Source organism: Sphingomonas sp. CV7422 (assembly GCF_027945725.1).
Classification (GTDB): Bacteria; Pseudomonadota; Alphaproteobacteria; order Sphingomonadales; family Sphingomonadaceae; genus Sphingomonas; species Sphingomonas kyungheensis.
Genome location: NZ_CP115900.1, coordinates 2,488,486 through 2,510,433, shown reverse-complemented (window position 1 = coordinate 2,510,433; position 21,948 = coordinate 2,488,486). Strand labels below are relative to the sequence as shown.

18 protein-coding genes and 2 tRNA genes are annotated in these 21,948 nt (G+C 67.0%); 16 read left to right on the top strand and 4 right to left on the bottom strand.

Annotated elements, in window-relative coordinates:
- The first annotated feature begins 20 nt into the window (after positions 1-20).
- Positions 21-1,490 carry an Asp-tRNA(Asn)/Glu-tRNA(Gln) amidotransferase subunit GatB gene (gene gatB / locus PBN85_RS11945; RefSeq protein WP_271299136.1) on the top strand — a complete coding sequence of 490 codons (1,470 nt, stop codon included), beginning with the start codon at positions 21-23 and terminating at the stop codon, positions 1,488-1,490.
- 586 nt (positions 1,491-2,076) lie between these two features.
- Positions 2,077-2,730 (top strand): peptidylprolyl isomerase, encoded by a 654-nt coding sequence (locus PBN85_RS11940; protein WP_271299135.1) that lies wholly within the window; start codon positions 2,077-2,079, stop codon positions 2,728-2,730.
- Positions 2,731-2,754: 24 nt separating this feature from the next.
- Here the strand turns inward: PBN85_RS11940 and PBN85_RS11935 are convergent, their stop codons facing one another.
- Together PBN85_RS11935 and PBN85_RS11930 are read right to left on the bottom strand one after the other, a co-directional pair.
- Complete coding sequence (locus PBN85_RS11935) at positions 2,755-2,973, bottom strand: hypothetical protein (RefSeq protein WP_271299134.1); 219 nt, start codon at positions 2,971-2,973, stop codon at positions 2,755-2,757.
- 3 nt (positions 2,974-2,976) lie between these two features.
- Positions 2,977-3,138 (bottom strand): hypothetical protein, encoded by a 162-nt coding sequence (locus PBN85_RS11930; RefSeq protein ID WP_271299133.1) that lies wholly within the window; start codon positions 3,136-3,138, stop codon positions 2,977-2,979.
- Between the two features lie 111 nt (positions 3,139-3,249).
- Between PBN85_RS11930 and PBN85_RS11925 the strand changes: the two genes are divergently transcribed.
- The 8 genes from PBN85_RS11925 (at position 3,250) to PBN85_RS11890 (ending at position 11,386) form a co-directional block, all read left to right on the top strand.
- Positions 3,250-3,334, top strand: a tRNA-Leu gene (locus PBN85_RS11925).
- Positions 3,335-3,408: 74 nt separating this feature from the next.
- On the top strand, positions 3,409-5,091 hold the full coding sequence (tig, locus tag PBN85_RS11920; RefSeq protein ID WP_037533120.1) for a trigger factor: 1,683 nt from the start codon (positions 3,409-3,411) through the stop codon (positions 5,089-5,091).
- A gap of 268 nt (positions 5,092-5,359) precedes the next feature.
- Complete coding sequence (locus PBN85_RS11915; RefSeq protein ID WP_037533121.1) at positions 5,360-6,292, top strand: glycosyltransferase family 2 protein; 933 nt, start codon at positions 5,360-5,362, stop codon at positions 6,290-6,292.
- A 56-nt stretch (positions 6,293-6,348) separates the two neighbouring features.
- Positions 6,349-7,038, top strand: a complete 690-nt coding sequence (locus PBN85_RS11910) for an ATP-dependent Clp protease proteolytic subunit (protein WP_037533123.1) — start codon at positions 6,349-6,351, stop codon at positions 7,036-7,038.
- A 120-nt stretch (positions 7,039-7,158) separates the two neighbouring features.
- Positions 7,159-8,430 (top strand): ATP-dependent Clp protease ATP-binding subunit ClpX, encoded by a 1,272-nt coding sequence (clpX, locus tag PBN85_RS11905; protein WP_037533125.1) that lies wholly within the window; start codon positions 7,159-7,161, stop codon positions 8,428-8,430.
- A gap of 470 nt (positions 8,431-8,900) precedes the next feature.
- A complete protein-coding gene (locus tag PBN85_RS11900) occupies positions 8,901-9,434 on the top strand; it encodes a hypothetical protein (protein WP_235199681.1) in 534 nt (177 codons plus the stop codon).
- A gap of 76 nt (positions 9,435-9,510) precedes the next feature.
- A complete protein-coding gene (locus tag PBN85_RS11895; RefSeq protein ID WP_037533129.1) occupies positions 9,511-10,155 on the top strand; it encodes a hypothetical protein in 645 nt (214 codons plus the stop codon).
- 142 nt (positions 10,156-10,297) lie between these two features.
- On the top strand, positions 10,298-11,386 hold the full coding sequence (locus PBN85_RS11890; protein WP_271299132.1) for a calcium:proton antiporter: 1,089 nt from the start codon (positions 10,298-10,300) through the stop codon (positions 11,384-11,386).
- On the opposite strand, the gene PBN85_RS11885 is transcribed toward PBN85_RS11890, so the two are convergent.
- Positions 11,359-11,625 (bottom strand): hypothetical protein, encoded by a 267-nt coding sequence (locus PBN85_RS11885; RefSeq protein ID WP_235199682.1) that lies wholly within the window; start codon positions 11,623-11,625, stop codon positions 11,359-11,361. The genes PBN85_RS11890 and PBN85_RS11885 overlap by 28 nt on opposite strands.
- Positions 11,626-11,639: 14 nt before the next feature.
- A complete protein-coding gene (locus tag PBN85_RS11880; RefSeq protein WP_271299131.1) occupies positions 11,640-13,343 on the bottom strand; it encodes a M1 family metallopeptidase in 1,704 nt (567 codons plus the stop codon).
- A gap of 150 nt (positions 13,344-13,493) precedes the next feature.
- On the opposite strand from PBN85_RS11880, the gene lon reads away from it, so the two are divergent.
- The 6 genes from lon (at position 13,494) to PBN85_RS11850 (ending at position 21,908) form a co-directional block, all read left to right on the top strand.
- Positions 13,494-15,887: an endopeptidase La gene (gene lon, locus PBN85_RS11875; protein ID WP_271299130.1), complete on the top strand. Its 2,394-nt coding sequence runs from the start codon at positions 13,494-13,496 to the stop codon at positions 15,885-15,887.
- 149 nt (positions 15,888-16,036) lie between these two features.
- Entirely contained in the window at positions 16,037-16,309 is a 273-nt protein-coding gene (locus tag PBN85_RS11870) for an HU family DNA-binding protein (RefSeq protein ID WP_037533138.1), read from the top strand.
- Between the two features lie 51 nt (positions 16,310-16,360).
- Positions 16,361-16,435: transfer RNA gene (locus tag PBN85_RS11865), tRNA-Val, on the top strand.
- A 148-nt stretch (positions 16,436-16,583) separates the two neighbouring features.
- Positions 16,584-16,916 carry a hypothetical protein gene (locus PBN85_RS11860; protein ID WP_037533141.1) on the top strand — a complete coding sequence of 111 codons (333 nt, stop codon included), beginning with the start codon at positions 16,584-16,586 and terminating at the stop codon, positions 16,914-16,916.
- Between the two features lie 418 nt (positions 16,917-17,334).
- Positions 17,335-18,957 carry a hypothetical protein gene (locus PBN85_RS11855; RefSeq protein WP_443026743.1) on the top strand — a complete coding sequence of 541 codons (1,623 nt, stop codon included), beginning with the start codon at positions 17,335-17,337 and terminating at the stop codon, positions 18,955-18,957.
- A gap of 107 nt (positions 18,958-19,064) precedes the next feature.
- Positions 19,065-21,908, top strand: coding sequence for a TonB-dependent receptor domain-containing protein (locus tag PBN85_RS11850; protein ID WP_271299128.1), 2,844 nt, complete (start codon positions 19,065-19,067; stop codon positions 21,906-21,908).
- Positions 21,909-21,948: the final 40 nt, after the last annotated feature.

Genomic DNA, 21,948 nt, shown 5'->3' with positions numbered 1-21,948 from the left:
ATTGATCGGCAGGAATCGAAATGACGGAATCCAGCTACCGCATCCAGGGCGCCACCGGCGAGTGGGAGGTCGTCATCGGCCTCGAGGTCCATGCGCAGGTCACCTCCAACGCCAAATTGTTCTCGGGCGCGGCGACCGCCTTCGGCGCGGAGCCGAACACGCAGGTCAGCCTGGTCGATGCGGCGATGCCGGGGATGCTGCCGGTGCCGAACATGGAGTGCATCCGCCAGGCGGTGCGCACCGGCATGGCGATCGACGCGGAGATCAACCGCTGGTCGCGGTTCGACCGCAAGAATTATTTCTACGCCGATCTGCCGCAGGGCTATCAGATCAGCCAGCTCTACCATCCGCTGGTCGGCGAGGGCGCGATCGAGATCAGCCCCGACGACAGGAATCCGGACGCGACCAAGACGATCGGCGTCGAACGCATCCACGTCGAGCAGGATGCCGGCAAGCTGATGCACGACCAGCATCCGACGCGCTCCTATGTCGACCTCAACCGCTCGGGCGTCGCGCTGATGGAGATCGTCAGCCGGCCCGACATGCGCTCGCCGGCGGAGGCGGGGGCCTATCTGCGCAAGCTGCGCGCAATCCTGCGCTATGTCGGCTCGTGCGACGGCAATATGGAGGAGGGGTCGATGCGCGCCGACGTCAACGTCAGCGTGCGCAAGCCCGGCGACGACCTCGGCACGCGCACCGAGACCAAGAACGTCAATTCGGTGCGCTTCGTCATGGCGGCGATCGAATATGAGGCGAAGCGGCAGGTCGAGCTGATCGAGGACGGCGGCCGCGTCGTGCAGGAGACGCGGCTGTTCAACGTCGAAAGCGGCACGACGCGGTCGATGCGGTCGAAGGAAGACGCGCACGATTACCGCTATTTCCCCGATCCCGACCTGCTGCCGCTCGAACTCGACGAGGCATTCCTCGCCGCATGCCGCGCGAGCCTGCCCGAACTGCCCGACGCCAAGCGCAAGCGCTACGAGGCGCTCGGCATCTCCGCCTATCAGGCCGACGTGCTGACCGCCGAGGTCGAGGCGGCGCGCTGGTTCGACGCGCTGCTCGAGGCGGGGGCCAAGCCGGTGGCGGCGGCGAACTGGACGACGTCGGAACTGTTCGGCGCGCTCAACCGCGGCGGGCACGACATCGCCCAGTCGCCGGTGTCGCCCGCGCAGGCCGCCGAGCTGCTCGCGCTGGTCGCCGACGGCACGCTGTCGGGCAGCCTCGCCAAGCAGGTGTTCGAGGTGATGCTGGAGACGGGCGACGCCCCGGCCAAGATCGTCGAGGACCGCGGTCTCAAGCAGACCAGCGACACCGGCGCGATCGAGGCGGTGATCGCCGAGGTGATCGCCAGGAACCCCAACCAGCTCGCGCAATATCGCGGCGGCAAGGAGACGCTGTTCGGCTTCTTCGTCGGCCAGACGATGAAGGCGATGGGCGGCAAGGCCAATCCGGCGGTGGTCAACGACTTGCTGAAGAAGGCGCTGAGCTGAGGCGAGGGGGCTTTGGGCTTTTTTGTGGGGGTGCGAGAGCGGAGGCTGTCGTCGTCTGAGCGGCGTCGTCACCGGATAGTGGTCGGGGCAGGGCAGTAAGTTTCACCAGTGCTCCCGCGAAGGCGGGGGCCTAGTGTTCCTTTGACCGCTAACCGTTGCTCTGCTTGGCCACTGGATTCCCGCCTGCGCGGGAATACTGGGGATTTGGCAGGCGGTTCGGCTGAGTTCAGCAAGCGCGGAGGGATTTCGGAGCGGTTTCGGGAGCCTCAGGCCCGCACGGCCCCTATGCGGCCACCATCGCACCCCACGCACCACCCCGGCGAAGGCCGGGGTCCAGATGGGGGAAGCTTCGTCGTGACTTACGACGGTCTCCCAACTGGGCCCCCGCCTTCGCCGGGGCGGTCAGGAGGGTGGTGGGGCGGATTCCGCCTCGCGGAGCGGAGGATGCCGGGACACGTCCGCGCGGCAAGGGATGCGCCGGGGCGCCTTGCCTTCGAGCGAGCAGCCTATTCCGCAGCCCCGGCCCATCACCGGGGCGACGGGTCGACGCAGGTCGGGTAAGGCCATGTGCCGAAGGAGAGTGGCGATGAAGCGGATGGTCGGTCTGATGATGATGGTGTCGTTCGCGATGCCAGCCATGGCGCAGCAGGCAGTCGGGACGGCGCCACCGGTGCCGGCGCCCGCGCCCGCGCCGTCGACGCCCGCATCCGCGCTGCCGCGCGTCGCGCTCGACACCAGCGCCGGGCGGATCGTGATCGAGGCGGATACGCAGCATGCGCCGATCACCGCCGGCAATTTCCTCAAATATGTCGCGGGCAAGCGGCTCGACGGCACCGTCTTCTACCGCACGGTCAGGGTCGCCGACCGGTTCGGCTTCGTCCAGTTCGGCACCAATGGTGACGCCAAGCGGACGTTGCCGCCGATCAAGCACGAGCCGACGACGCAGACCGGGCTGCATCATACCGACGGTGCGATTTCGGTGGCGCGGTTCGCGCCGGGCAGCGCACGCGGCGACTTCACGATCAGCGTCGGCGATCAGAGCGCGTCGCTCGACGCCGATCCCGCCAAGCCGGGCGACAATCTCGGCTATGCCGCCTTCGGTCACGTCGTCGAGGGGATGGACGTGATCGTCCATATCCTCGACGCGCCGGTGTCGCCGACCGAGACGATCGGCGGGTCGTTCAAGGGCGAGGTGCCGGCGAGCAAGGTGACGATCCGCACGGCGCGAATCGTCCCGTAGGAGGCGGCCCCGCGGGGCCGCCGGTCATTGCTGGGTCAGGTCCTGATTCTTCACCTCGCCGCCGGTGCCGCTGTTGCCGTCGAACGCGCCGGTATCGGTGAAGCGCGACGGCTCCTCGCCGCCTTCGCCGCGGGCGACGGCGTCGGCGCGCGCCTCGACCGCCTGTTCGATGTCGCTGCGCTCGTCGTCACGCCGATCGTCGGGGTTGCTGTCCGGCGCGCCGGCCGGGATGGACTCGGCCATGGGTCAGATCTCCGCCGGTTGCGAGGTGCCGGGATCGGTCGCCGGTGTCGCGGGCGACGGCACGTCGATATCGGGTGCCGGCGTCTGGATCTCCGGCGGCGGGGCGCTCGGCTGCACCGGCTGCGAATCGGGAACGGGGCTTTCGGGTGGCGGCTGGGTTGCCATGTCGGTCTCTCCTTCATATGACCCAACGTTCCGGGTGCGCGCCGGTTGCCTCTTGGCTTGCCCCCGGGCGTCAGGCTGGTATAGACGCGCGCCCAACGGCGGGTCCTTCGTGCGGGCGTGGCGGAATTGGTAGACGCAGCAGGTTTAGGTCCTGCCATCGCAAGATGTGGGGGTTCGAGTCCCTTCGCCCGCACCAGTCCCGCGCTCCTGTGGGCGGGACGACAGCCTTAGAAGATTTTCCGTCAGATTTCTCAAGATTGAAGGCCGAACATGCAGACTGTCGAGACGTTGAACGAGGGCCTGAAGCGTGCCTACACGCTGACCATCACCGCCGCTGACATCGACGCGAAGGTCGATGCCGAGGTGAAGCGGGTCGCGCCGCAGGTGAAGATGCCCGGCTTCCGCCCCGGCAAGGTTCCGGTCAATCTCGTCCGCAAGATGCACGGCGAGGCGCTCGCCGCCGACGCGCTCAACAGCGCGATCCAGCAGGGCGTGCAGCAGCTGATCGCCGACAAGGCGCTGCGTCCGGCGATGCAGCCCTCGGTCGCGCTCAACGAGGATTATGCGCCGGGCAAGGATGCCGCGGTGACGGTCGAGCTGGAAGTGCTGCCGACCGTGCCGGCGCCGGCGATCGATTCGCTCAAGCTGGAGCGGCTGACCGTGCCGGTCGCCGACGATCTCGTCGACGAGCAGCTGCAGAAGTTCGCCGACCAGTCGAAGAAGTGGGACGATGCGCCCGAGGACAAGGCCGCCGCGACTGGCGACCTCGTCACCGTCGACTTCGTCGGCAAGACCGCCGACGGCGTCGCCTTCGATGGCGGCACCGGCACCGACATGGGCGTCGAGATCGGCTCGGGCCGGCTCATCCCCGGCTTCGAGGAGCAGCTCGTCGGCACCAAGGTCGGCGAGGAGAAGGTGCTCAACGTGACCTTCCCCGAGGATTACGGCGCCAAGAATCTCGCCGGGCAGCCCGCGACGTTCGAGATCACCGTCAAGAAGATCCAGGTCGCCGGCGAGAGCAAGATCGACGAGGATCTCGCCAAGAACCTCGGCCTCGAGAGCCTCGAGCAGCTGCGCGGCCTGATCAAGGGTCAGATCGAGCAGGAGCATAACGGCCTCACCCGCACGCACATGAAGCGCAAGCTGCTCGACCAGCTCGCCGAGGGCCATGATTTCGAAGTGCCGCCGTCGATGGTCGAGGCGGAGTTCGCGCAGATCTGGCAGCAGCTGGAGCATGAGGCGACGCACGAGGAAGACCCCGCGGCGGCGCTCGCCGAGATGGAGTCGGAGCGCGACGATTACCGCAAGATCGCCGAGCGCCGCGTCCGCCTCGGCCTGCTGCTCTCCGAGATCGGCCAGGCGAACGGCGTCGAGGTGTCGCAGCAGGAGATGAACCGCCTGATCGGCCAGGCCGCGCAGCAATATCGCGGCGAGGACCAGCAGCGCTTCATCCAGTATATCCAGCAGGAGCCGATGGCGGCTGCCCAGCTGCGCGCGCCGCTCTACGAGGACAAGGTCGTCGACTTCCTGTTCGACAAGGCCGAGGTGACCGATCGCGAGGCGACCCGCGAGGAGCTGGAAGCGGCGATCGAGAGCGAGGACGGCTTCGCCACCGGCACGCACTCGCACGACCATGACAACCACAAGCCGCGCGCCAAGAAGGCCGCCGGCGAGGGCGCGGCCAAGCCGAAGAAGGCCGCCGCGAAGAAGCCGGTCGCCGAGGGCGACAATGCTGCGACCGAGACGCCGGCCGCCGAGGCTGCGACCGACGAGGCCGCCACGGAGGCGCCTGCCAAGAAGCCGCGCGCCAAGAAGGCCGCGCCGGTCGAGGCCGAGACGGCGGTGACCGAATCCTCGCCGGTCGCGGCCGAGGCGGCGGAGGGCACCGAGGCAGCCGACGCGCCGGCGAAGAAGCCGCGCGCCAAGAAGGCCGCTGCGCCGACCGAGGGTTGATCGACGGGGAGGGGGGCATCGGCTCCCCTCCTTCGCTTCGTCATACCGGCGCGAGCCGGGCCTTTGTAGAAGTTGGCGTTATCGCTTAACCTCACCGTGTTCCTGCGAAAGCAGGAACCCAGGGTCAAGCAGAGCAACGACTGATACTCTGCGCGGCCCTGGGCTCCTGCGTGCGCAGGAGCGCTGCGGCAGTTTAGCAGAGGTCCCGCGAAAGCCGGGATGACGATCCAGAAGACTCAGGCTCAAATATCGTGGGACGCAGACCAACGTGACGCCACCGACGATCGCCGTCCTGCTACCCTGCTACAACGAGGCCGCGGCGATCGCGCAGACCGTCGCCGGCTTTCGCGCCGCGCTGCCGGACGCGACGATCTACGTCTACGACAACAATTCGAGCGACGACACGATCGCGGTCGCCCGCGCCGCGGGCGCGGTGGTGCGCAGCGAGCGCATCCAGGGCAAAGGCAATGTCGTCCGCCGGATGTTCGCCGATATCGATGCCGACGTCTATGTGATGGCGGATGGCGATGCGACCTATGACGCCGCCTCCGCGCCGGCGCTGGTCGCGCGGCTGCTCGACGAACCGTGCGACATGGTGGTCGGCAGCCGGGTGAGCCAGGTGCAGGAAAGCTATCGCCGGGGCCATCGCTTCGGCAATGCGCTGCTCACCGGCATGCTGGCGCGGCTGTTCGGGCGCAGCTTCACCGATATCCTGTCCGGCTATCGCGTCTTCTCGCGCCGCTTCGTCAAGAGCTTCCCGTCGCTGTCGGCGGGGTTCGAGATCGAAACCGAGATCAGCGTTCACGCACTCGAACTCAAGATGCCCTGCGCCGAGGTCGAGACGCCGTATTTCGCGCGGCCCGAGGGATCGCAGTCGAAGCTCAGCACCTATGGCGACGGTTTCCGCATCCTCAGGACCATCCTGACGCTGTACCGGATCGAGCGGCCGTTGCTGTTCTTCGGTGCGATCGGCGCGCTGCTCGCCGCGCTGGCGGTGGGGCTGAGCGTGCCGCTGGCGATCACCTATATGCACACGCATCTGGTGCCGCGCTTCCCGACCGCGATCCTGATCACCGGGCTGATGATCATCGCCGCGCTGTGCGGCTTTGCCGGGCTGATCCTCGATACCGTGGTGCGCGGGCGGCGCGAGGTGCGCCGGCTCGCCTATCTGACCCACCCCGCCCCGTCCGGCGGGGCTTGAACTCCCCCGCCGGAGCGCCGATGTTGGCGATCTTCGGGGCCTATAGAGAGATTTCCATGCACAATCCGTTCGAGACCGGCGACTTCATGAGCCCGATCGCCCACGCCGGCCTTGGTTTGCAGCAGACCCAAGCCGGCCTCGTGCCGATCGTCATCGAACAGTCGAACCGCGGCGAGCGTTCGTTCGACATCTTCAGCCGCCTGCTGCGCGAGCGGATCATCTTCGTCACCGGCGGTGTCGAGGACGGCATGGCCAGCCTGATCACCGCGCAGCTGCTCTTCCTCGAGTCCGAGAACCCGAAGAAGGACATCTTCATGTACATCAACTCGCCGGGCGGTGTCGTCACGGCGGGCATGGCGATCCACGACACGATGCAATATATCCGTCCGCGCGTCGGCACGGTGTGCATCGGCCAGGCGGCGTCGATGGGCAGCTTCCTGCTCGCCAGCGGCGAGCCGGGGATGCGCGTGGCGCTGACCAATGCGCGGATCATGATCCACCAGCCGTCGGGCGGTGCGCAGGGCATGGCCAGCGACATCGAGATCCAGGCCAAGGAGATCCTGCGGATCCGGGCGCGGATGAACCAGCTGTACGCGCAGTACACCGGCCAGCCGCTCGAGGAGATCGAGCGCCGGATGGATCGCGATACCTTCCTCGAAGCGAATGAGGCGAAGGATTTCGGCCTCGTCGACGAGGTGTTCGACAAGCGCCCGACGCCGGCGGACGAGACCGCGCCGTCGGCATAAAGGCGCGGTAACGCGCCCGGCCGATCCGTTAAGATCGTTTGGGCGTTGTGGTTTGCGTATTGGCCGGTCTACCATGGTCGGCCTCACCAGCGGGGCCTCACCCGCGACAAGGAAGTGTGAATGACGAAATTGAGCGGTGGCGACTCGAAGAGCACCCTCTACTGCTCGTTCTGCGGCAAGTCGCAGCACGAGGTCCGTAAGCTGATTGCCGGACCCACCGTGTTCATCTGCGACGAGTGCGTCGAGCTGTGCAACGACATCATCCGTGAGGAGACCAAGTCGGCGCTCGTCTCGAAGAAGGACGGCGGCGTCCCCACGCCGCAGGAGATCTGCGACGTACTCGACGATTACGTCATCGGCCAGAAGCGCGCCAAGCGCGTGCTGTCGGTGGCGGTGCACAACCATTACAAGCGGCTCAACCACGGCGCCAAGGGTGCCGACGTCGAGCTGAGCAAGTCGAACATCCTGCTCGTCGGGCCGACCGGCTGCGGCAAGACGTTGCTCGCGCAGACGCTGGCGCGCATCCTCGACGTGCCGTTCACCATGGCGGACGCGACGACGCTGACCGAGGCGGGCTATGTCGGCGAGGATGTCGAGAACATCATCCTCAAGCTGCTCCAGGCCTCGGACTATAACGTCGAGCGGGCGCAGCGCGGCATCGTCTACATCGACGAGATCGACAAGATCAGCCGCAAGGCTGAAAATCCGTCGATCACCCGCGACGTGTCGGGCGAGGGCGTCCAGCAGGCGCTGCTCAAGCTGATGGAAGGCACCACCGCGAGCGTGCCGCCGCAGGGTGGGCGCAAGCATCCGCAGCAGGAATTTCTCCAGGTCGACACGACCAACATCCTGTTCATCTGCGGCGGGGCGTTCTCAGGGCTCGAGAAGATCATCGGCGACCGGTTGCAGGGCAAGTCGATCGGCTTTGGCGCCTATGTCGCCGCGCCCGAGGAGAAGCGCACCGGCGAGCTGCTGCGCCAGACCGAGCCCGAGGATCTGCTCAAGTTCGGCCTGATCCCCGAATTCGTCGGCCGTCTGCCGGTGATCGCGACGCTGGAGGACCTCGACATCCCGGCGCTGGTCAAGATCCTGTCCGAGCCGAAGAACGCGCTGGTCAAACAATATCAGAAGCTGTTCGAGATGGAGCAGGTCGAGCTCGACTTCACCGACGATGCGCTGGTCACGGTCGCCAAGAAGGCGATCGAGCGCAAGACCGGCGCGCGCGGGCTGCGCTCGATCCTCGAGGCGATCCTGCTCGACACGATGTTCGATCTGCCCGGCATGGACGGCGTCGACGAGGTGATGATCGACAAGGACGTGATCGAGGGCCGCAAGGAGCCGATCCGCGTCTATGCCGAGAAGAAGAAGGACGGCGCCGGCGCCGCCGCCTGATCGGTTGGGTCTGGGTTGAGGAAGGGGCGTCGCGGAAGCGGCGCCCTTTTTTCGTGCGGGCGGTCGGAGGCGGCGGGTTTACGCGGTTTGTGGTCTTTTCGTGCCGCCAATGCGCTTTCCGCGACGGGGCGGGGCGTTTGCCGTACCTCCAGTGCTGCCGCGGAGGCGGGAGCTCCGTTTCTGCTTTCGCGCCGCCGTTGTTCTGCTGGGCCACTGGGTTCCCGCCTGCGCGGGAACACTGGGGCTCTGGCTAGCGGAACGACTTCGCACCCGTTTCGATGGGACGAAGGCGATGCTATCCTGCGCTGGCTGAGCGACCTTCGAACAACCCCCACGCGCTCGCCAAGCCGCGGCCACGTCGCGCCGCATCCCCGCCTCGCGCCGTAACGCCGCTCCTCGCGCATCGCGTTTCCCTCATCGCGCGTTAACCCGGCGCGCCGCACAGCGGGGCGGCAAGCGACGGAGCGATGATGGCGACACGAATAGACCCTGCGGTGGAGCGCAGTCCGGCGTGGCAGGCGGGGCGGGGGCCGCTGGCGGTGCTGCCGGCGCTGCTGTTCCGCGACCGGCGGGCGTGGCTGGCGATCCTCGTCGGCTGGCTGCTGACGATCGGCGGCAGCCTCATCCTCAGCTGGATCATCGAGCATCTCGCACCGGGCCATCCGGGGCCGGACCTCGGCGATACCTCGGGGCCGATGAAGCTGTTCCTCGTCGCCGGCTTCAGTCCGGTGGTCGAGACGCTGATCATGGCGGCGGTATTGACGCTGCTGCTCTACGTCCTCAAGGGCTGGCAGGCGGTGCTGGCGAGCAGCCTGCTGTGGGGCATCGCGCACAGCCTCGCCACGCCCCTGTGGGGGGCGGTGATCTGGTGGCCGTTCCTGATCTTCTCGACGCTCTACGTCACCTGGCGGCCGCGCGGCTTCTGGGTGGCGGTCGGCGTCGTCATCGCGGTGCACGTCCTTCAGAATCTGTTTCCGGCGCTGCTGATGGTGTTCGGCCAGTGAGGCGGTGGCGCGATCGGTCGTGGCGATGACCGAGGAATCGGTCTAGGTCGCTGGAGATGCAGAGCTTTCTCCAGCGGTGACCGCGACCGACACCTATCGCGCCGAGGGCCATGTCGCGCTGCCGCAGCTGTTCGCGCCGGAAGTGCTGCTCGCTTTCTACCGGATGATGCAGGCCGATCTCCAGGCGGCGGGGCGGCCGTTGCAGAGCTTCGCGGCGCGCGGACCGTTGCTGCGCCAGCCGGCGATCGAGGTCTATGCGTTTCAATATGCGCCGATGCTCACCTTCCTCTGGGGGCTGACGCCGCGTGTCGCCGAGGTGGTGGGGGCGACGTTGCTGCCGACCTATGCCTATTTCCGCGCCTATCGGCAGGGCGATGTCTGCCGCATCCATTCCGACCGGCAGGCGTGCGAGCACAGCCTGTCGTTGACCATCGCTTATGGCGAGGACAAGCCGTGGGCGCTGTCGGTGGGACGCGACCGTATCGCGGTGCCGCAGCCCGAGGTCAGCGATGATTTCGGTGGCCAGCCTTATGGTTCGGTGGCGATGGCGGCGGGGGATGGCGTGCTCTATCAGGGGACGCATCACCGGCATGGCCGGCTCGACCCCAATCCCAACAGCTGGTCGGCGCATCTCTTCCTGCACTGGGTGGAGAAGGACGGGCGCTACAAGGACCAGGCGTTCGACCGGCCGGCGCAGGCGCGCGCGGCGCAGGGGCGGTGAGGCCGGCCCGCTGGTCGGCAGACCGCCGCATCCGTGGGGGCCATTGTGTTAAAGTGTGAACGGCGCGCATGCGTCAGGGCCGTACCGGAGCTTTCGGCGCGACCGAGCATTCGCTTGCCATGACGATGTGCGGACCATGGCGATGACGGCGACGAACGGATGGATCGGCCTGCCGCGCTGGGCGATCCTCTTTCCGGCGGTGGGCGTGCCGGCGGTGCTGGGATCGGTCTATGCGATGGGGCTGGTCGGCACGATCGTCGCGGCGGTGGTGCTGATCGGCGCGGTGATCGCGGCGGTCCATCATGCCGAGGTGGTGGCGCATCGCGTCGGCGAGCCGTTCGGCACCCTGGTGCTGGCGATCGCGGTGACGGTGATCGAGGTGTCGCTGATCGTGTCGCTGATGCTGTCGGGATCGGGCGACGTCGCGGCGCTGGCGCGCGATACCGTGTTCGCGGCGATCATGATCATCCTCAACTTCATCATCGGCCTGTGCCTGCTCACCGGCGGGATCGCGCATGGCGAGCAGCGCTTCACGCTGCGCGGGATCAGCGCGGCGCTGGCGACGCTCGCGGCGCTCGCCGTGCTGTCGCTGATCCTGCCCAATTATACGACGAGCGCGGCGGGGCCGACCTATGCGCCGTCGCAGCTCGTCTTCGTCGCGATCGTCAGCCTCGTCCTCTACGGCACCTTCGTGCTGGTGCAGACGGTGCGCCATCGCGACTATTTCCTCCCCGCCGGCGACGTCGAGCCCGACGACCATGCCGCGCCACCGAGCGACCGCACCGCCTGGACGGCGTTCGGCGTGCTGCTCGTCGCACTGGTCGTCGTCGTGCTGCTCGCCAAGGGGCTGTCGGCGCAGGTCGAGGCGGCGATCCTCGCCGCCGGGCTGCCGCTGGCGATCGTCGGCGTGGTGATCGCCGCGCTGGTGCTCGCGCCGGAGAGCCTCGCCGCCTATAATGCCGCGCGGCGCGACCGGCTGCAGACCAGCCTCAACCTCGCGCTCGGATCGGCGCTGGCGACGATCGGGCTGACCATCCCGGCGGTGGCGATCGTCAGCCTGATGCTCGGCCTGCCGCTCACGCTCGGCATCGGCGCGAAGAGCATGACCTTGCTGGCGCTGTCGCTGTTCGTGACGACGATCTCGCTCGGCACCGGACGCACCACCGTGTTGCAGGGGGTGGTGCATCTGGTGATCTTCGCAGCCTATCTGTTCACGACGATCGTGCCCTGACCGGCGCGTGGCCGCTGGCGGCTCGCCAGCCACAGGCCGCCGGCGATCTGCGCCAGCGCATAGAGCCGCCGACGGCCGGGGCGGCCGACGAACGGGCGCACCGTCGCCTCGGCACCGAGCGCCTCGTCCTTCCACAGGTCGACGTGGCGCGTGGGCTGGAGCAGGCCGACGAGGCCGTCGCCGACCATGAAGATCGCCGCCATCTCGGCGGCACGCGCGGTCCAGGGCTGGTCGGTCATCGGGCGTCCTCCGCTCATTTCGGCTTGGGCTGGGCGGCGCGCCACGCCTGATAGGCGTCGATCGCGTCATCCTGTTTGAGCACGCGCGCCATCGGATCGACGATCACATGCGCGGCGGCCGGCACGGTGATCGTCGCCAGCCCGCCGCTCATCGGCACCGTCTGGACGCTCCCGTCGACCGATACCTCGACCGGCAGCGGGAAGGGCTTGTTGGTCGGCGTCGTCCATTTGAGCGACAGCTGCGTCGCGTTGCGCGTCACGGTCAGCTTGGGCAGCGCCGCCTGATAGAGATAGACGTCGAAGAACCATTGCCAGTCCTGCCCGGTCACCTGCTTCACATAGCCGATGAATTCAGGCGTCGAGCGGAACAGCGGCTGGAAATTGCCCGGCGCGGGATCGGCGCGGCCGTAGACGGTCCAGCGCAGCACCTCGTCGAACGCCTTGTCGCCGATCGCGTTGCGCAAGGTGTGCAGCACCCAGGCGCCCTTGTAATAGATGTCGCCGCCGCGGCCGGGCGCGGTCTTGTAGACCTCCTCGGCGGTCTGCGGCTTGCCGGCGACCAGCGCCGACTGGTTGAGGATCTTCGGCCGCATCTCGAGCATCATCGCCGCATAGCGGGCCTCGCCCTCGCGCCAGCGACCGTAGAGCGGCTGCATATATTCGGTGAAACCCTCGTGCATCCAGAAGTCGTCCCAATTGGGCGCGGTCATCTGGTTGGCGAACCATTCGTGGCCGAACTCATGCTGGAACAGCCAGTCGAACCCCTCGGGCGCCTTGGCATAGTCGTTGCCGTAGGCGTTGATCGTCTGATGCTCCATGCCCTTGTGCGGCGTCTCGACCACACCGACCTTCTCGTCCGCCCAGGGGTAGGGGCCGACGACGCTCTCGTAGAAGTCGAGCGTCGGGGCGAATTCGGCGAACAGTTTCTCCGCCTTGTCCTTCTCGCCGGGCAGATACCAGTAGAACATCGGGATCTCGTTGCCGAACCGGCTCTTATAGGTGCCGGACAGCTCCTCATAAGGGCCGACGTTGAGCGCGATCGTATAGGGGTTGGGGTGCGCCACCTCCCAGTTCCAGGTGGTGCGGCCGTCGTCGAGATGATCGACGCCGAGCAACTTGCCGTTCGACGGCGCCTTCAGCCCCTTGGGCACGGTGATGTGCAGCGTCACCTTCTGCGGCTCGTAGGTCGGATAGTCGATGCACGGCCAGAACAGGTCGCAGCCCTCGCCCTGCACCGCGGTGGCGATCCACGGCGCGCCGGCGGGGGTCTTGGCCCAGACGAAGCCGCCGTCCCACGGCGCGCGGACGGCGGTATGCGGACGGCCGCCATAGGTGATCTTGACGGTGAGCTTGGCGTCCTTGGCGACCTTCTTGGCGAGCTTGATCGTCATGCGGCCTTCGGGATTGGCGACGCTCGCCGGATCGACGCCGTCGACCGTCACCGCGGTGACGGTGAAATTCTTGTCGAGGTCGATCGCCAGCCGGTCGGTACGCTCCTTGGCGGTGAACACCAAAGTCGCGGTGCCGTTGATCACCTCGCGCACCGGATCGACCTCGATCTGCAGATCGGCGGTGTCGAACGTCACCTTCTTCTGCGCCGGATCGAGCGGCCCGCCCGAGGCCGCGGTCTGTGCGCTGAGCGGCGGCTTGCCCGGCTCGGCGGCATAAGCGGCGGTCGACAGCAGCAGCAGGGCGGCAAACGGCAGGCGAGGCGACATTCGATACTCCCGGGTGGAAGCGGCGGGTTTCCACGCTCGGCGGAGCGAAGACAAGTCCCGCCGTGCCGTGCGCGCAACGATTGATGGATAGGCCTCCGACCCCATATAGAGGGTCACAGCCGCCCCGTTCGAGGCGGCGCCGGAGTATCCATGACCAGTTTTCCCGTACTGCCGTTGCGCGACATCGTCGTCTTTCCGCATATGATCGTGCCGCTGTTCGTCGGCCGCGACAAATCGGTCGCCGCGCTGGAAGCGGCGATGGGAGCGGACAAGGAGATCTTCCTCGTCGCGCAGCTCGACCCGGCGGAGGACGATCCCGCGCGCGAGGACCTGTATGAGGTCGGCGTCACCGCGACGGTGCTGCAATTGCTCAAGCTGCCCGACGGCACGGTGCGCGTGCTGGTCGAAGGCAAGGCGCGGGGCCGGCTCGGCGAGCTGACCGAGGCGGACGGCTATCTGCAATCGACCGTCGAGATGCTCGAGGAGCGCGAGGCGGAGGGTGTCGAGGTCGCGGCGCTGATGCGCTCGGCGGTCGAGCAGTTCGAAACCTATGCCAAGCTCAACAAGAAGCTGCCGAGCGAGACCGCGCAGCAGTTGAGCGAGATCATCAAGGCGTCCAAGCTCGCCGATGCGATCATGGCCAACGTCCAGGTCAAGGTCGCCGACAAGCAGGCGCTGCTCGTCGAGCCCGATCCGGTCAAGCGACTGGAGATGGCCTATGCGCTTATGGAGGGCGAACTCGGCGTCCTCCACGTCGAGAAGAAGATCAAGAGCCGCGTCAAGCGCCAGATGGAGAAGACGCAGCGCGAATATTATCTCAACGAGCAGCTCAAGGCGATCCAGCGCGAGCTGGGCAATAGCGACGACGAGAGCGACGGCGACGAGATCGCCGAGCTGACGCAGAAGATCGCCGGCCTCAAGCTGAGCAAGGAAGCGCGCAGCAAGGCGACGTCGGAGCTGAAGAAGCTCAAGACGATGGCGCCGATGAGCGCCGAGGCGACGGTGGTGCGCAATTACCTCGACGTGCTGCTCGGCCTGCCGTGGGGCAAGAAGTCGAAGATCAAGAAGGACATCGCCGCCGCGCAGGCGGTGCTGGACGAGGATCATTACGCGCTGGAGAAGGTCAAGGACCGGATCGTCGAATATCTCGGCGTGCAGGCGCGCACCAACAAGCTGAAGGGGCCGATCCTGTGCCTCGTCGGCCCGCCGGGCGTCGGCAAGACCAGCCTCGGCAAGTCGATCGCCAAGGCGACGGGACGCGAGTTCATCCGCCAGAGCCTCGGCGGCGTGCGCGACGAGGCCGAGATCCGCGGCCACCGCCGCACCTATATCGGCTCGCTGCCGGGCAAGATCGTCACCAACCTCAAGAAGGCGGGGACGGGCAATCCGCTGTTCCTGCTCGACGAGATCGACAAGCTCGGCCAGGATTTCCGCGGCGATCCCGCCTCGGCGCTGCTCGAGGTGCTCGACCCCGAGCAGAACGGCAAGTTCAACGACCATTATCTCGAGATCGACATCGATCTGTCCGACGTGATGTTCGTCTGCACCGCCAACACGCTCAACCTGCCGCAGCCGCTGCTCGACCGGATGGAGATCATCCGGCTGGAGGGCTATACCGAGGACGAGAAGGTCGAGATCGCCAAGGGCCATCTGATCGAGAAGCAGATCGAGGCGCATGGCCTGAAGGCCGGCGAGTTCACGCTGACCGAGGAGGGCCTGCGCGCGCTGATCCAGAAATACACCCGCGAGGCTGGGGTGCGGACGCTCGAGCGCGAGATCGCCAAGCTGGCGCGCAAGGCGCTGCGCCAGATCCTCGAAGGCAAGGCGACGCGCGTGACGATCACGCCCGACAATCTCCACGAGTTTGCCGGCGTGCAGAAGTTCCGCCACGGCCTCGGCGAGACCGAGCATCAGATCGGCGCTGTCACCGGTCTCGCCTGGACCGAGGTCGGCGGCGAATTGCTGACGATCGAGAGCGTCACCGTGCCCGGCAAGGGCGCGGTCAAGACGACCGGCAAGCTCGGCGACGTGATGAAGGAATCGGTGCAGGCCGCCTTCAGCTTCGTCCAGGCGCGCAGCCCGAGCTACGGCATCAAGCCGTCGCTGTTCCACCGCAAGGACATCCACATCCACCTGCCCGAAGGCGCGGTGCCTAAGGATGGTCCGTCGGCGGGCATCGGCCTCGTCACCTCGATCGTCTCGACGCTGACCGGCGTCGCGGTGAAGAAGGATGTGGCGATGACCGGCGAGGTGACGCTGCGCGGCCGGGTGCTGCCGATCGGCGGGCTCAAGGAAAAGCTGCTCGCGGCGCTGCGCGGCGGCATCACCACGGTGCTCATCCCGCAGGAGAATGAGAAGGATCTCGCCGACATTCCGCAGAACATCAAGGACGGGCTGACGATCGTGCCGGTCAGCCATGTCGACGAGGTGCTGACGCTCGCGCTGACCGAACCGCTCGCCGCGATCGAATGGACCGACGCCGACGAACTCGCCGCGCTGCCGCCCGCGGGGGTTGCACCGGCCGGCGGCGAGTTGCATCACTGACCAGCTGCTGCCGAGCACGGCGGTTAAGGTTTTGAAACCACATTGCCTTCATAGGCGGCATATCGATTGACTCGGCCGGGCCGGAGCGCGTTACTGATCGTTCTGGCTCGGCAATGATTCTCCAGGAATACCGAAGGGGGCTGCATTTCATGAACAAGCAAGAGCTGATCGCGACCGTCGCCGATACGTCCGGGCTCGCCAAGGGCGATGCCATCAAGGCGGTCGAGGCGGTCTTCGAAGCGATCACCGACAGCTTGAAGAAGGGCGACGAAGTGCGCCTGGTGGGGTTCGGCACCTTTTCGGTGACGAAGCGCAAGGCCTCGCAGGGCCGCAATCCGCGCACCTTGGCGCCGATGACGATCAAGGCGTCCAACCAGCCCAAGTTCAAGGCGGGCAAGGGCCTCAAAGATTCGGTCAACTGAGGCTGGACAGCGGCGGCGGCGTTCCGTAAAGGCGCGCCTCCGAACAGTTTCGGGCGCGTAGCTCAGCGGTAGAGCACACCCTTCACACGGGTGGGGTCACAGGTTCAATCCCTGTCGCGCCCACCATATCAGCCCGTCCGATCCACCGATCGGCGGGCTTTTTGGTCTCCGGCGCCGTCCCGCCGCGGGCCATCGCCGATCGCCCGGTCGTTGCGGGCAGGGAACAATATGTTGCTGACCGGATTACCTTCCTCAGTTCAAAGGGAGAGTGATCATGGTTGAATACACCACCGACCGGAATGGCGATCGTGTCATCGTCGAGCGTCGCGGCGGCGCGGGCCGCGTGCTGGCGATCATCGCCGTGATCGCGATCATCATCGTCGCCTTGCTGTTCTTGACCGGCTTCTGGAGCGCGGACGTGACCAAGAAGGGCTCGCTGCCGTCGGTCGACGTCAGCGCCAAGGGCGGTTCGCTGCCGAAGGTTGACCTCGATTCGAAGAAGGTCGTCGTCGGCACCAAGGAGACCACGGTCGAGGTGCCCAAGGTCGAAACCAAGAAGGAAACGATCTCGGTGCCTGCGGTCGGCGTCAAGGACGGCGACAAGTAAGCTTCGCCTGATCGGCGTTTCGACGGGCGTCCCTCGCGAGAGGGGCGCCCGTTTTGCGTTGGGGGCGACGATCCTTTCCTCCTCCGGATTACCCCGGCGCAGGCCGGGGTCCAGTTCGGTGACGCTGTGCGAGCAATAGCGGCCTTAACCCAACTGGGCCCCGGCCTCCGCCGGGGCGGCCGGCGGCATGATTTAAATCCTTCGATGCAGCGCGGATTGAAGCGGCGGGCAGGGCCTGGATGCCGCCCTCCGCCGCCGTCGTAACAAAAGCATCACATCACCGTCATCATTCTGTCTCCCGAATCTCATTCAGGAGTCATTTACCGCTCGTACCGCGGCTCTCAGGGACCGGCCGCAGGGGGAGCCTCGGCCGGCCGACACGATATACGACCGGGAGCTTTCGATCATGGCGAGCCACATGCGCATCGGTACCATCCTCATGGCGTCGAGCGCCTGCCTCGCGCTGGCCGGCTGCGGCGGCGCGGACAGCGTCGCCTCGCCGGGCGCGGGCAGCGTGACGATCGTCTCGCCGACGCCGACCCCGGCGGCGACCCCGACCCCGTCGGCGACGCCGAGCGCGATCACCGCCGCGCAATTCGCTGCGGTCACCACGGTCAACGGCATCTCGGTCACCGCCGACGAGCAGCTCGCGATCGTCAACGCCGGGTCGAACAACAACGTCAACGGCGTCGGCTCGGTGCTGAACGGCGTCTATCCGACCTCGGCGACGTCGCTGACCACCGCGATCGATCCGTCGACGATCAACAGCTTCTTCACCAGCACCAATTATGTCGGCGCGCTGAGCGGGCCGACCGATACCAGCTTCCAGGGCTGGACCTGCAATTCGACCGCCGCCGAATTCGGCGGCAGCGGCGCGCGCTGCACCGCGGTGCCGGCGATCGGCGCGCTGGCGAGCGGCGCCGCCTGCCCGAGCGGCACCACCGCCGCGACCGGCGGCAGCGGCAGCGCGACCGCGGCGACGATCGGCGGCTTCAAGGTCTGCGACCTCCCGCAGGCGATCACCTCCAGCCTGACGCTGCCGCGCATCGCCGGCATCGCCTATCGCTTCACCGGCCAGACCGAGGTCGGCACCGATCTCGGCGCGACCGGCGGCAGCGGCGTGACGCTGACGATCGAGCCCGGCGTCACCGTCTTCGCGAACGCGAATGAGTCGACCAACGACCTGCTGCTGGTCAACCGCGGTTCGAAGCTCAATGCGATCGGCACGCGCGATGCGCCGATCATCTTCACCTCGCAGCAGAACGTCAGCTCGGCGACCGGCGAATCGGAAACCAGCCAGGGCCATTGGGGCGGCATCATCCTGCTCGGCCGCGCGCCGACCGCGGTGTGCGCGACCGGCAGCGGCGGCAGCAACCCGACGCCGTGCCAGCTCGCGATCGAGGGCGTCACCGGCCGCTTCTACGGCGGCACTAACACCGCCGACTCGAGCGGCCAGATGTCCTATGTCCAGATCCGCTATTCGGGCATCGCGATCAGCGACGGCAACGAATTGCAGGGCCTGACGCTCGGCGCGACCGGTTCGGGCACCGTGCTCGACCATATCCAGAGCCACAATTCGGCGGACGACGGCATCGAGATCTTCGGCGGCACCAGCAACCTCAAATATATCGCGATCACCGGCGCGGACGACGACGGCTTCGACATCGACAACGGCTATCGCGGCTTCATCCAGTTCATGATCGCCGCGCAGCGGACCAGCGGCGCGACCGTCGACAGCTTCTCGACCGAGATCGACTCGAACAACGCCGAGGACCTGCTGCCGCGGACCTTCGCGACCTACGCCAACTTCACCTTCGTCCAGACCGCGCTGGCCCCCGCCGCGATCCGTCAGCGCGGCGGCAGCGACATGCGCTTCGTCAACGGCGTGGTGAAGACGGTGAGCAACGTCGCCTGCGTCAACATCATCGCCGGCGAACAGACCAGCGGCGGCCGGACCACGGTGCGCCCGGCGGATACGACGCTGCAGGACTTCGGCCCGCCGTCGTTCAACTCGGTCTATTTCGCCTGCCAGGGCCGCTGAGGCGATGGGGCGCCTGACGGTGCCCCGACCCAGCATCGGTGCCGCAGGTGGCGATCCCGCCACCTGCGGACACCTGTATCCAGACTTCTGATCCGGGATTGACGGTCATGCCGCAGCGGCTCGCTTTCGCCACCCTTCTTTCACTTTCCTCGATGCTGGTCGCGCCCGCCGTGCTTGCGCAGACCGCGGGCGGCACCGCGGCACCGACGCCGCCGCCGGCGCAGACCTCGACCCCCGCCACCTCGCAGCCCGGCGGCGCGAGCGATCCGCAAAGCGCCGAGCCGACCGCCAACGACCAGCAGGAGGCGCCGGTCGAGGTGTCCGCGCCCGGCATGAACGGCGATGCCGGCGATATCGTCGTCGTCGGCCGCAACATCCCCAACGTCGTCCGCGCGACGCCGCAGATCGTCTCCGTCCTGTCGAGCGCCGATATCGCGCGCACGGGCGAGGGCGACATCGCCGGGGCGCTGACCCGCGTCACCGGCCTGTCGGTGGTCGGCGGCGGCTTCGTCTATGTCCGCGGCCTCGGCGACCGCTATTCGTCGTCGCTGCTCAACGGATCGCCGCTGCCGAGCCCCGAGCCGCTGCGCCGGTCGGTGCCGCTCGACATCTTCCCGACGACGATCGTCGGTTCGGCGCTGGTGCAGAAGACCTATTCGGTCAATTATCCCGGCGAATTCGGCGGCGGCGTCATCAACCTGACCACCAAGGCGATTCCGGACAAGAACTTCCTCTCGTTCGGCGCGACGATCGCCGCCGACGATGCGACGACCAGCGAGCTCGGCTATACCTATGCCGGCGGCGACGCCGACTGGATCGGCTATGACGACGGCACGCGCAAGGTGCCCGCCTTCATCCGCAACGCCCCCGACGGCAGCGGCATCATCCCCGCCGAACAGGTGGCGCAGCTCTCCAATGCCTCGACGACGCTGCTCCAGCGCAACAACCAGCTGCCGGCCAATTGGTCGGGCGAGATCAGCGGCGGCTCGGTCTATGACATCGGCGGCTCGCGGCTCGGCGTGATCGCCTCGCTGAGCGCGAGCAACACCTTCCGCACGCGCTTCGCCAACCAGCAGGACAGCGTGTCGGCGGACGGCACGCTGCGCAACGACTTCACCACGCTAATCACCGACAATCGCATCGTCGCCAATGCACTGGTCGGCGTCGGGCTAGAATTCGGCGAGAATACGATCCGCTGGACCAACGTCTATATCCACGACACGCTCAAACAGGGCCGCGGCTCGGCGGCGACGCTGTACAACAATGCCAGCGGGCTGCGTTTCCAGCAGAACACCAACTGGTTCGAGCGCCAGCTGATCGAGACGCAATTGGTCGGCGAGTTCAAGCTCAGCGACGCGCTGAAGATCGACGCACGCGGCGCCTATGCCAATTCGAAGCGCAACGCGCCCTATGAGCGCCAGTTCGACTATCTCTGCTCGGCGACGACCACCACCGGCCTGCCGATCACCAGCGACGGCGAGCAGCAGGCGGGCGGCTATCAATGCGCCGGCGCCTATCAGGTGACGCAGCGCTTCACGCCGTTCGCCTCGATCATCTTCAGCGAGCTCAACGAGAATCTGTGGACCGGCCAGGCGGACGCCTCGTACAAGATCGATGGCGACCGGCCGATCACATTGTCGACCGGCTATTTCTATCAAGGCACCGACCGCACCTCGTCGCGGCTGCAGTTCAACTATCAGACCTCGAACGGCGGCGGCACCGCGCCGGGCTATCCGTACAATCTGCTGCGGCCCGACTATCTGCTCAGCCCGGACGTGCTCAATAACGCCTGTCCGCTGACCGCCAATACCGCGCCCTGCACGATCCAGTTGCAGTTCAACACCGCGGCGGGCGCCTATCGCTATGATGCCAGCCTCGACGTCCATGCCGGCTATGTGCAGGCGGAGGGCGAGGCGTTCGACGGGCTGCGCGCGGTGGTCGGCGTGCGCTACGAGCGCGGCGACGAGCGCGTGACGCCATTCGGGGTGACCACCGGGCTGGCCCGGCTCAAGAACGATTATTTCCTGCCGGCGTCGACGCTGACCTGGAATTTCGCCGCCGACATGCAGCTGCGCGCCAGCGCCGCCAAGACGATCTCGCGCCCGCAGTTCCGCGAGCTCGCGCCGCAGCAGTTCCGCGATCCCGATTCGGACCGGCTGTTCTTCGGCAACCCGCTGCTCCGCGATTCGAAGCTCTACAATCTCGAAGCGCGCTACGAATGGTTCTTCAAGCGCGACCAGCGCTTCACGCTCGCGGGCTTCTACAAGCGGATCGACAATCCGATCGAGCAGGTCGGCTTCTACACCGGCGCCGACGACCGGTTGCAGACCGGCTTCACCTATCTGCCGAAGGCGACGCTATACGGCGGCGAGGTCGAGGTGCAGAAATATTTCCCGCTCGCCAACGTCTTCGGCGGCGACTTCTTTGCGACGCGGCGAGCGCTGCTGATCGCCAATTACACCTATACCAAGTCGCGGATCACCGCGAACGGCGAATGCGCCCCCTCGGTCGCCTCGTCGACGCAGGCGGTCGGCGGCTGCCCGGTCGGCTTCGCGCCGGCTTCGTCGCTGTTCCGCGATGGCGCGCCGCTGACCGGCCAGTCGGATCATCTCGTCAATCTGCAACTCGGCATCGAGGACAGCGCGGCGCTGTCGCAGATCACGCTGTTGTTCAACTATGCGAGCAAGCGCGTCACCAATCGCGGGCCGTCGCTGCTCAGCGGTACCGGCTTCCAACCCGACATCGTCGAATATCCCGGTATCCGGCTCGACCTCGTCGCGCGCCAGGGATTCGAGCTGATCGGCGGCAAGTTCGAGATCAAGGCGGAGGCGCGCAACCTGACGCGCACCCGCTATCGCGAGAGCCAGACGTTCAGCAACGGCAACGAGGTCTATATCAACCGCTATAACCTCGGGCGGGTGTTCAGCCTCGGGGTGAGCACGACGTTCTGATGGGGGCAGGGCGGGGGCGGCGTCTGGCCGGCACCCGCCC

What these genes read in the sequence shown, in the direction of transcription:
- gatB (WP_271299136.1), top strand. Translation starts at nt 21, where the DNA reads ATGACGGAATCCAGCTACCGCATCCAGGGCGCCACCGGCGAGTGGGAG.
- PBN85_RS11940 (WP_271299135.1), top strand. Translation starts at nt 2,077, where the DNA reads ATGAAGCGGATGGTCGGTCTGATGATGATGGTGTCGTTCGCGATGCCA.
- PBN85_RS11935 (WP_271299134.1), bottom strand. Translation starts at nt 2,973, where the DNA reads ATGGCCGAGTCCATCCCGGCCGGCGCGCCGGACAGCAACCCCGACGAT.
- PBN85_RS11930 (WP_271299133.1), bottom strand. Translation starts at nt 3,138, where the DNA reads ATGGCAACCCAGCCGCCACCCGAAAGCCCCGTTCCCGATTCGCAGCCG.
- tig (WP_037533120.1), top strand. Translation starts at nt 3,409, where the DNA reads ATGCAGACTGTCGAGACGTTGAACGAGGGCCTGAAGCGTGCCTACACG.
- PBN85_RS11910 (WP_037533123.1), top strand. Translation starts at nt 6,349, where the DNA reads ATGCACAATCCGTTCGAGACCGGCGACTTCATGAGCCCGATCGCCCAC.
- clpX (WP_037533125.1), top strand. Translation starts at nt 7,159, where the DNA reads ATGACGAAATTGAGCGGTGGCGACTCGAAGAGCACCCTCTACTGCTCG.
- PBN85_RS11900 (WP_235199681.1), top strand. Translation starts at nt 8,901, where the DNA reads ATGGCGACACGAATAGACCCTGCGGTGGAGCGCAGTCCGGCGTGGCAG.
- PBN85_RS11890 (WP_271299132.1), top strand. Translation starts at nt 10,298, where the DNA reads ATGACGGCGACGAACGGATGGATCGGCCTGCCGCGCTGGGCGATCCTC.
- PBN85_RS11885 (WP_235199682.1), bottom strand. Translation starts at nt 11,625, where the DNA reads ATGACCGACCAGCCCTGGACCGCGCGTGCCGCCGAGATGGCGGCGATC.
- PBN85_RS11880 (WP_271299131.1), bottom strand. Translation starts at nt 13,343, where the DNA reads ATGTCGCCTCGCCTGCCGTTTGCCGCCCTGCTGCTGCTGTCGACCGCC.
- lon (WP_271299130.1), top strand. Translation starts at nt 13,494, where the DNA reads ATGACCAGTTTTCCCGTACTGCCGTTGCGCGACATCGTCGTCTTTCCG.
- PBN85_RS11870 (WP_037533138.1), top strand. Translation starts at nt 16,037, where the DNA reads ATGAACAAGCAAGAGCTGATCGCGACCGTCGCCGATACGTCCGGGCTC.
- PBN85_RS11860 (WP_037533141.1), top strand. Translation starts at nt 16,584, where the DNA reads ATGGTTGAATACACCACCGACCGGAATGGCGATCGTGTCATCGTCGAG.
- PBN85_RS11855 (WP_443026743.1), top strand. Translation starts at nt 17,335, where the DNA reads ATGCGCATCGGTACCATCCTCATGGCGTCGAGCGCCTGCCTCGCGCTG.
- PBN85_RS11850 (WP_271299128.1), top strand. Translation starts at nt 19,065, where the DNA reads ATGCCGCAGCGGCTCGCTTTCGCCACCCTTCTTTCACTTTCCTCGATG.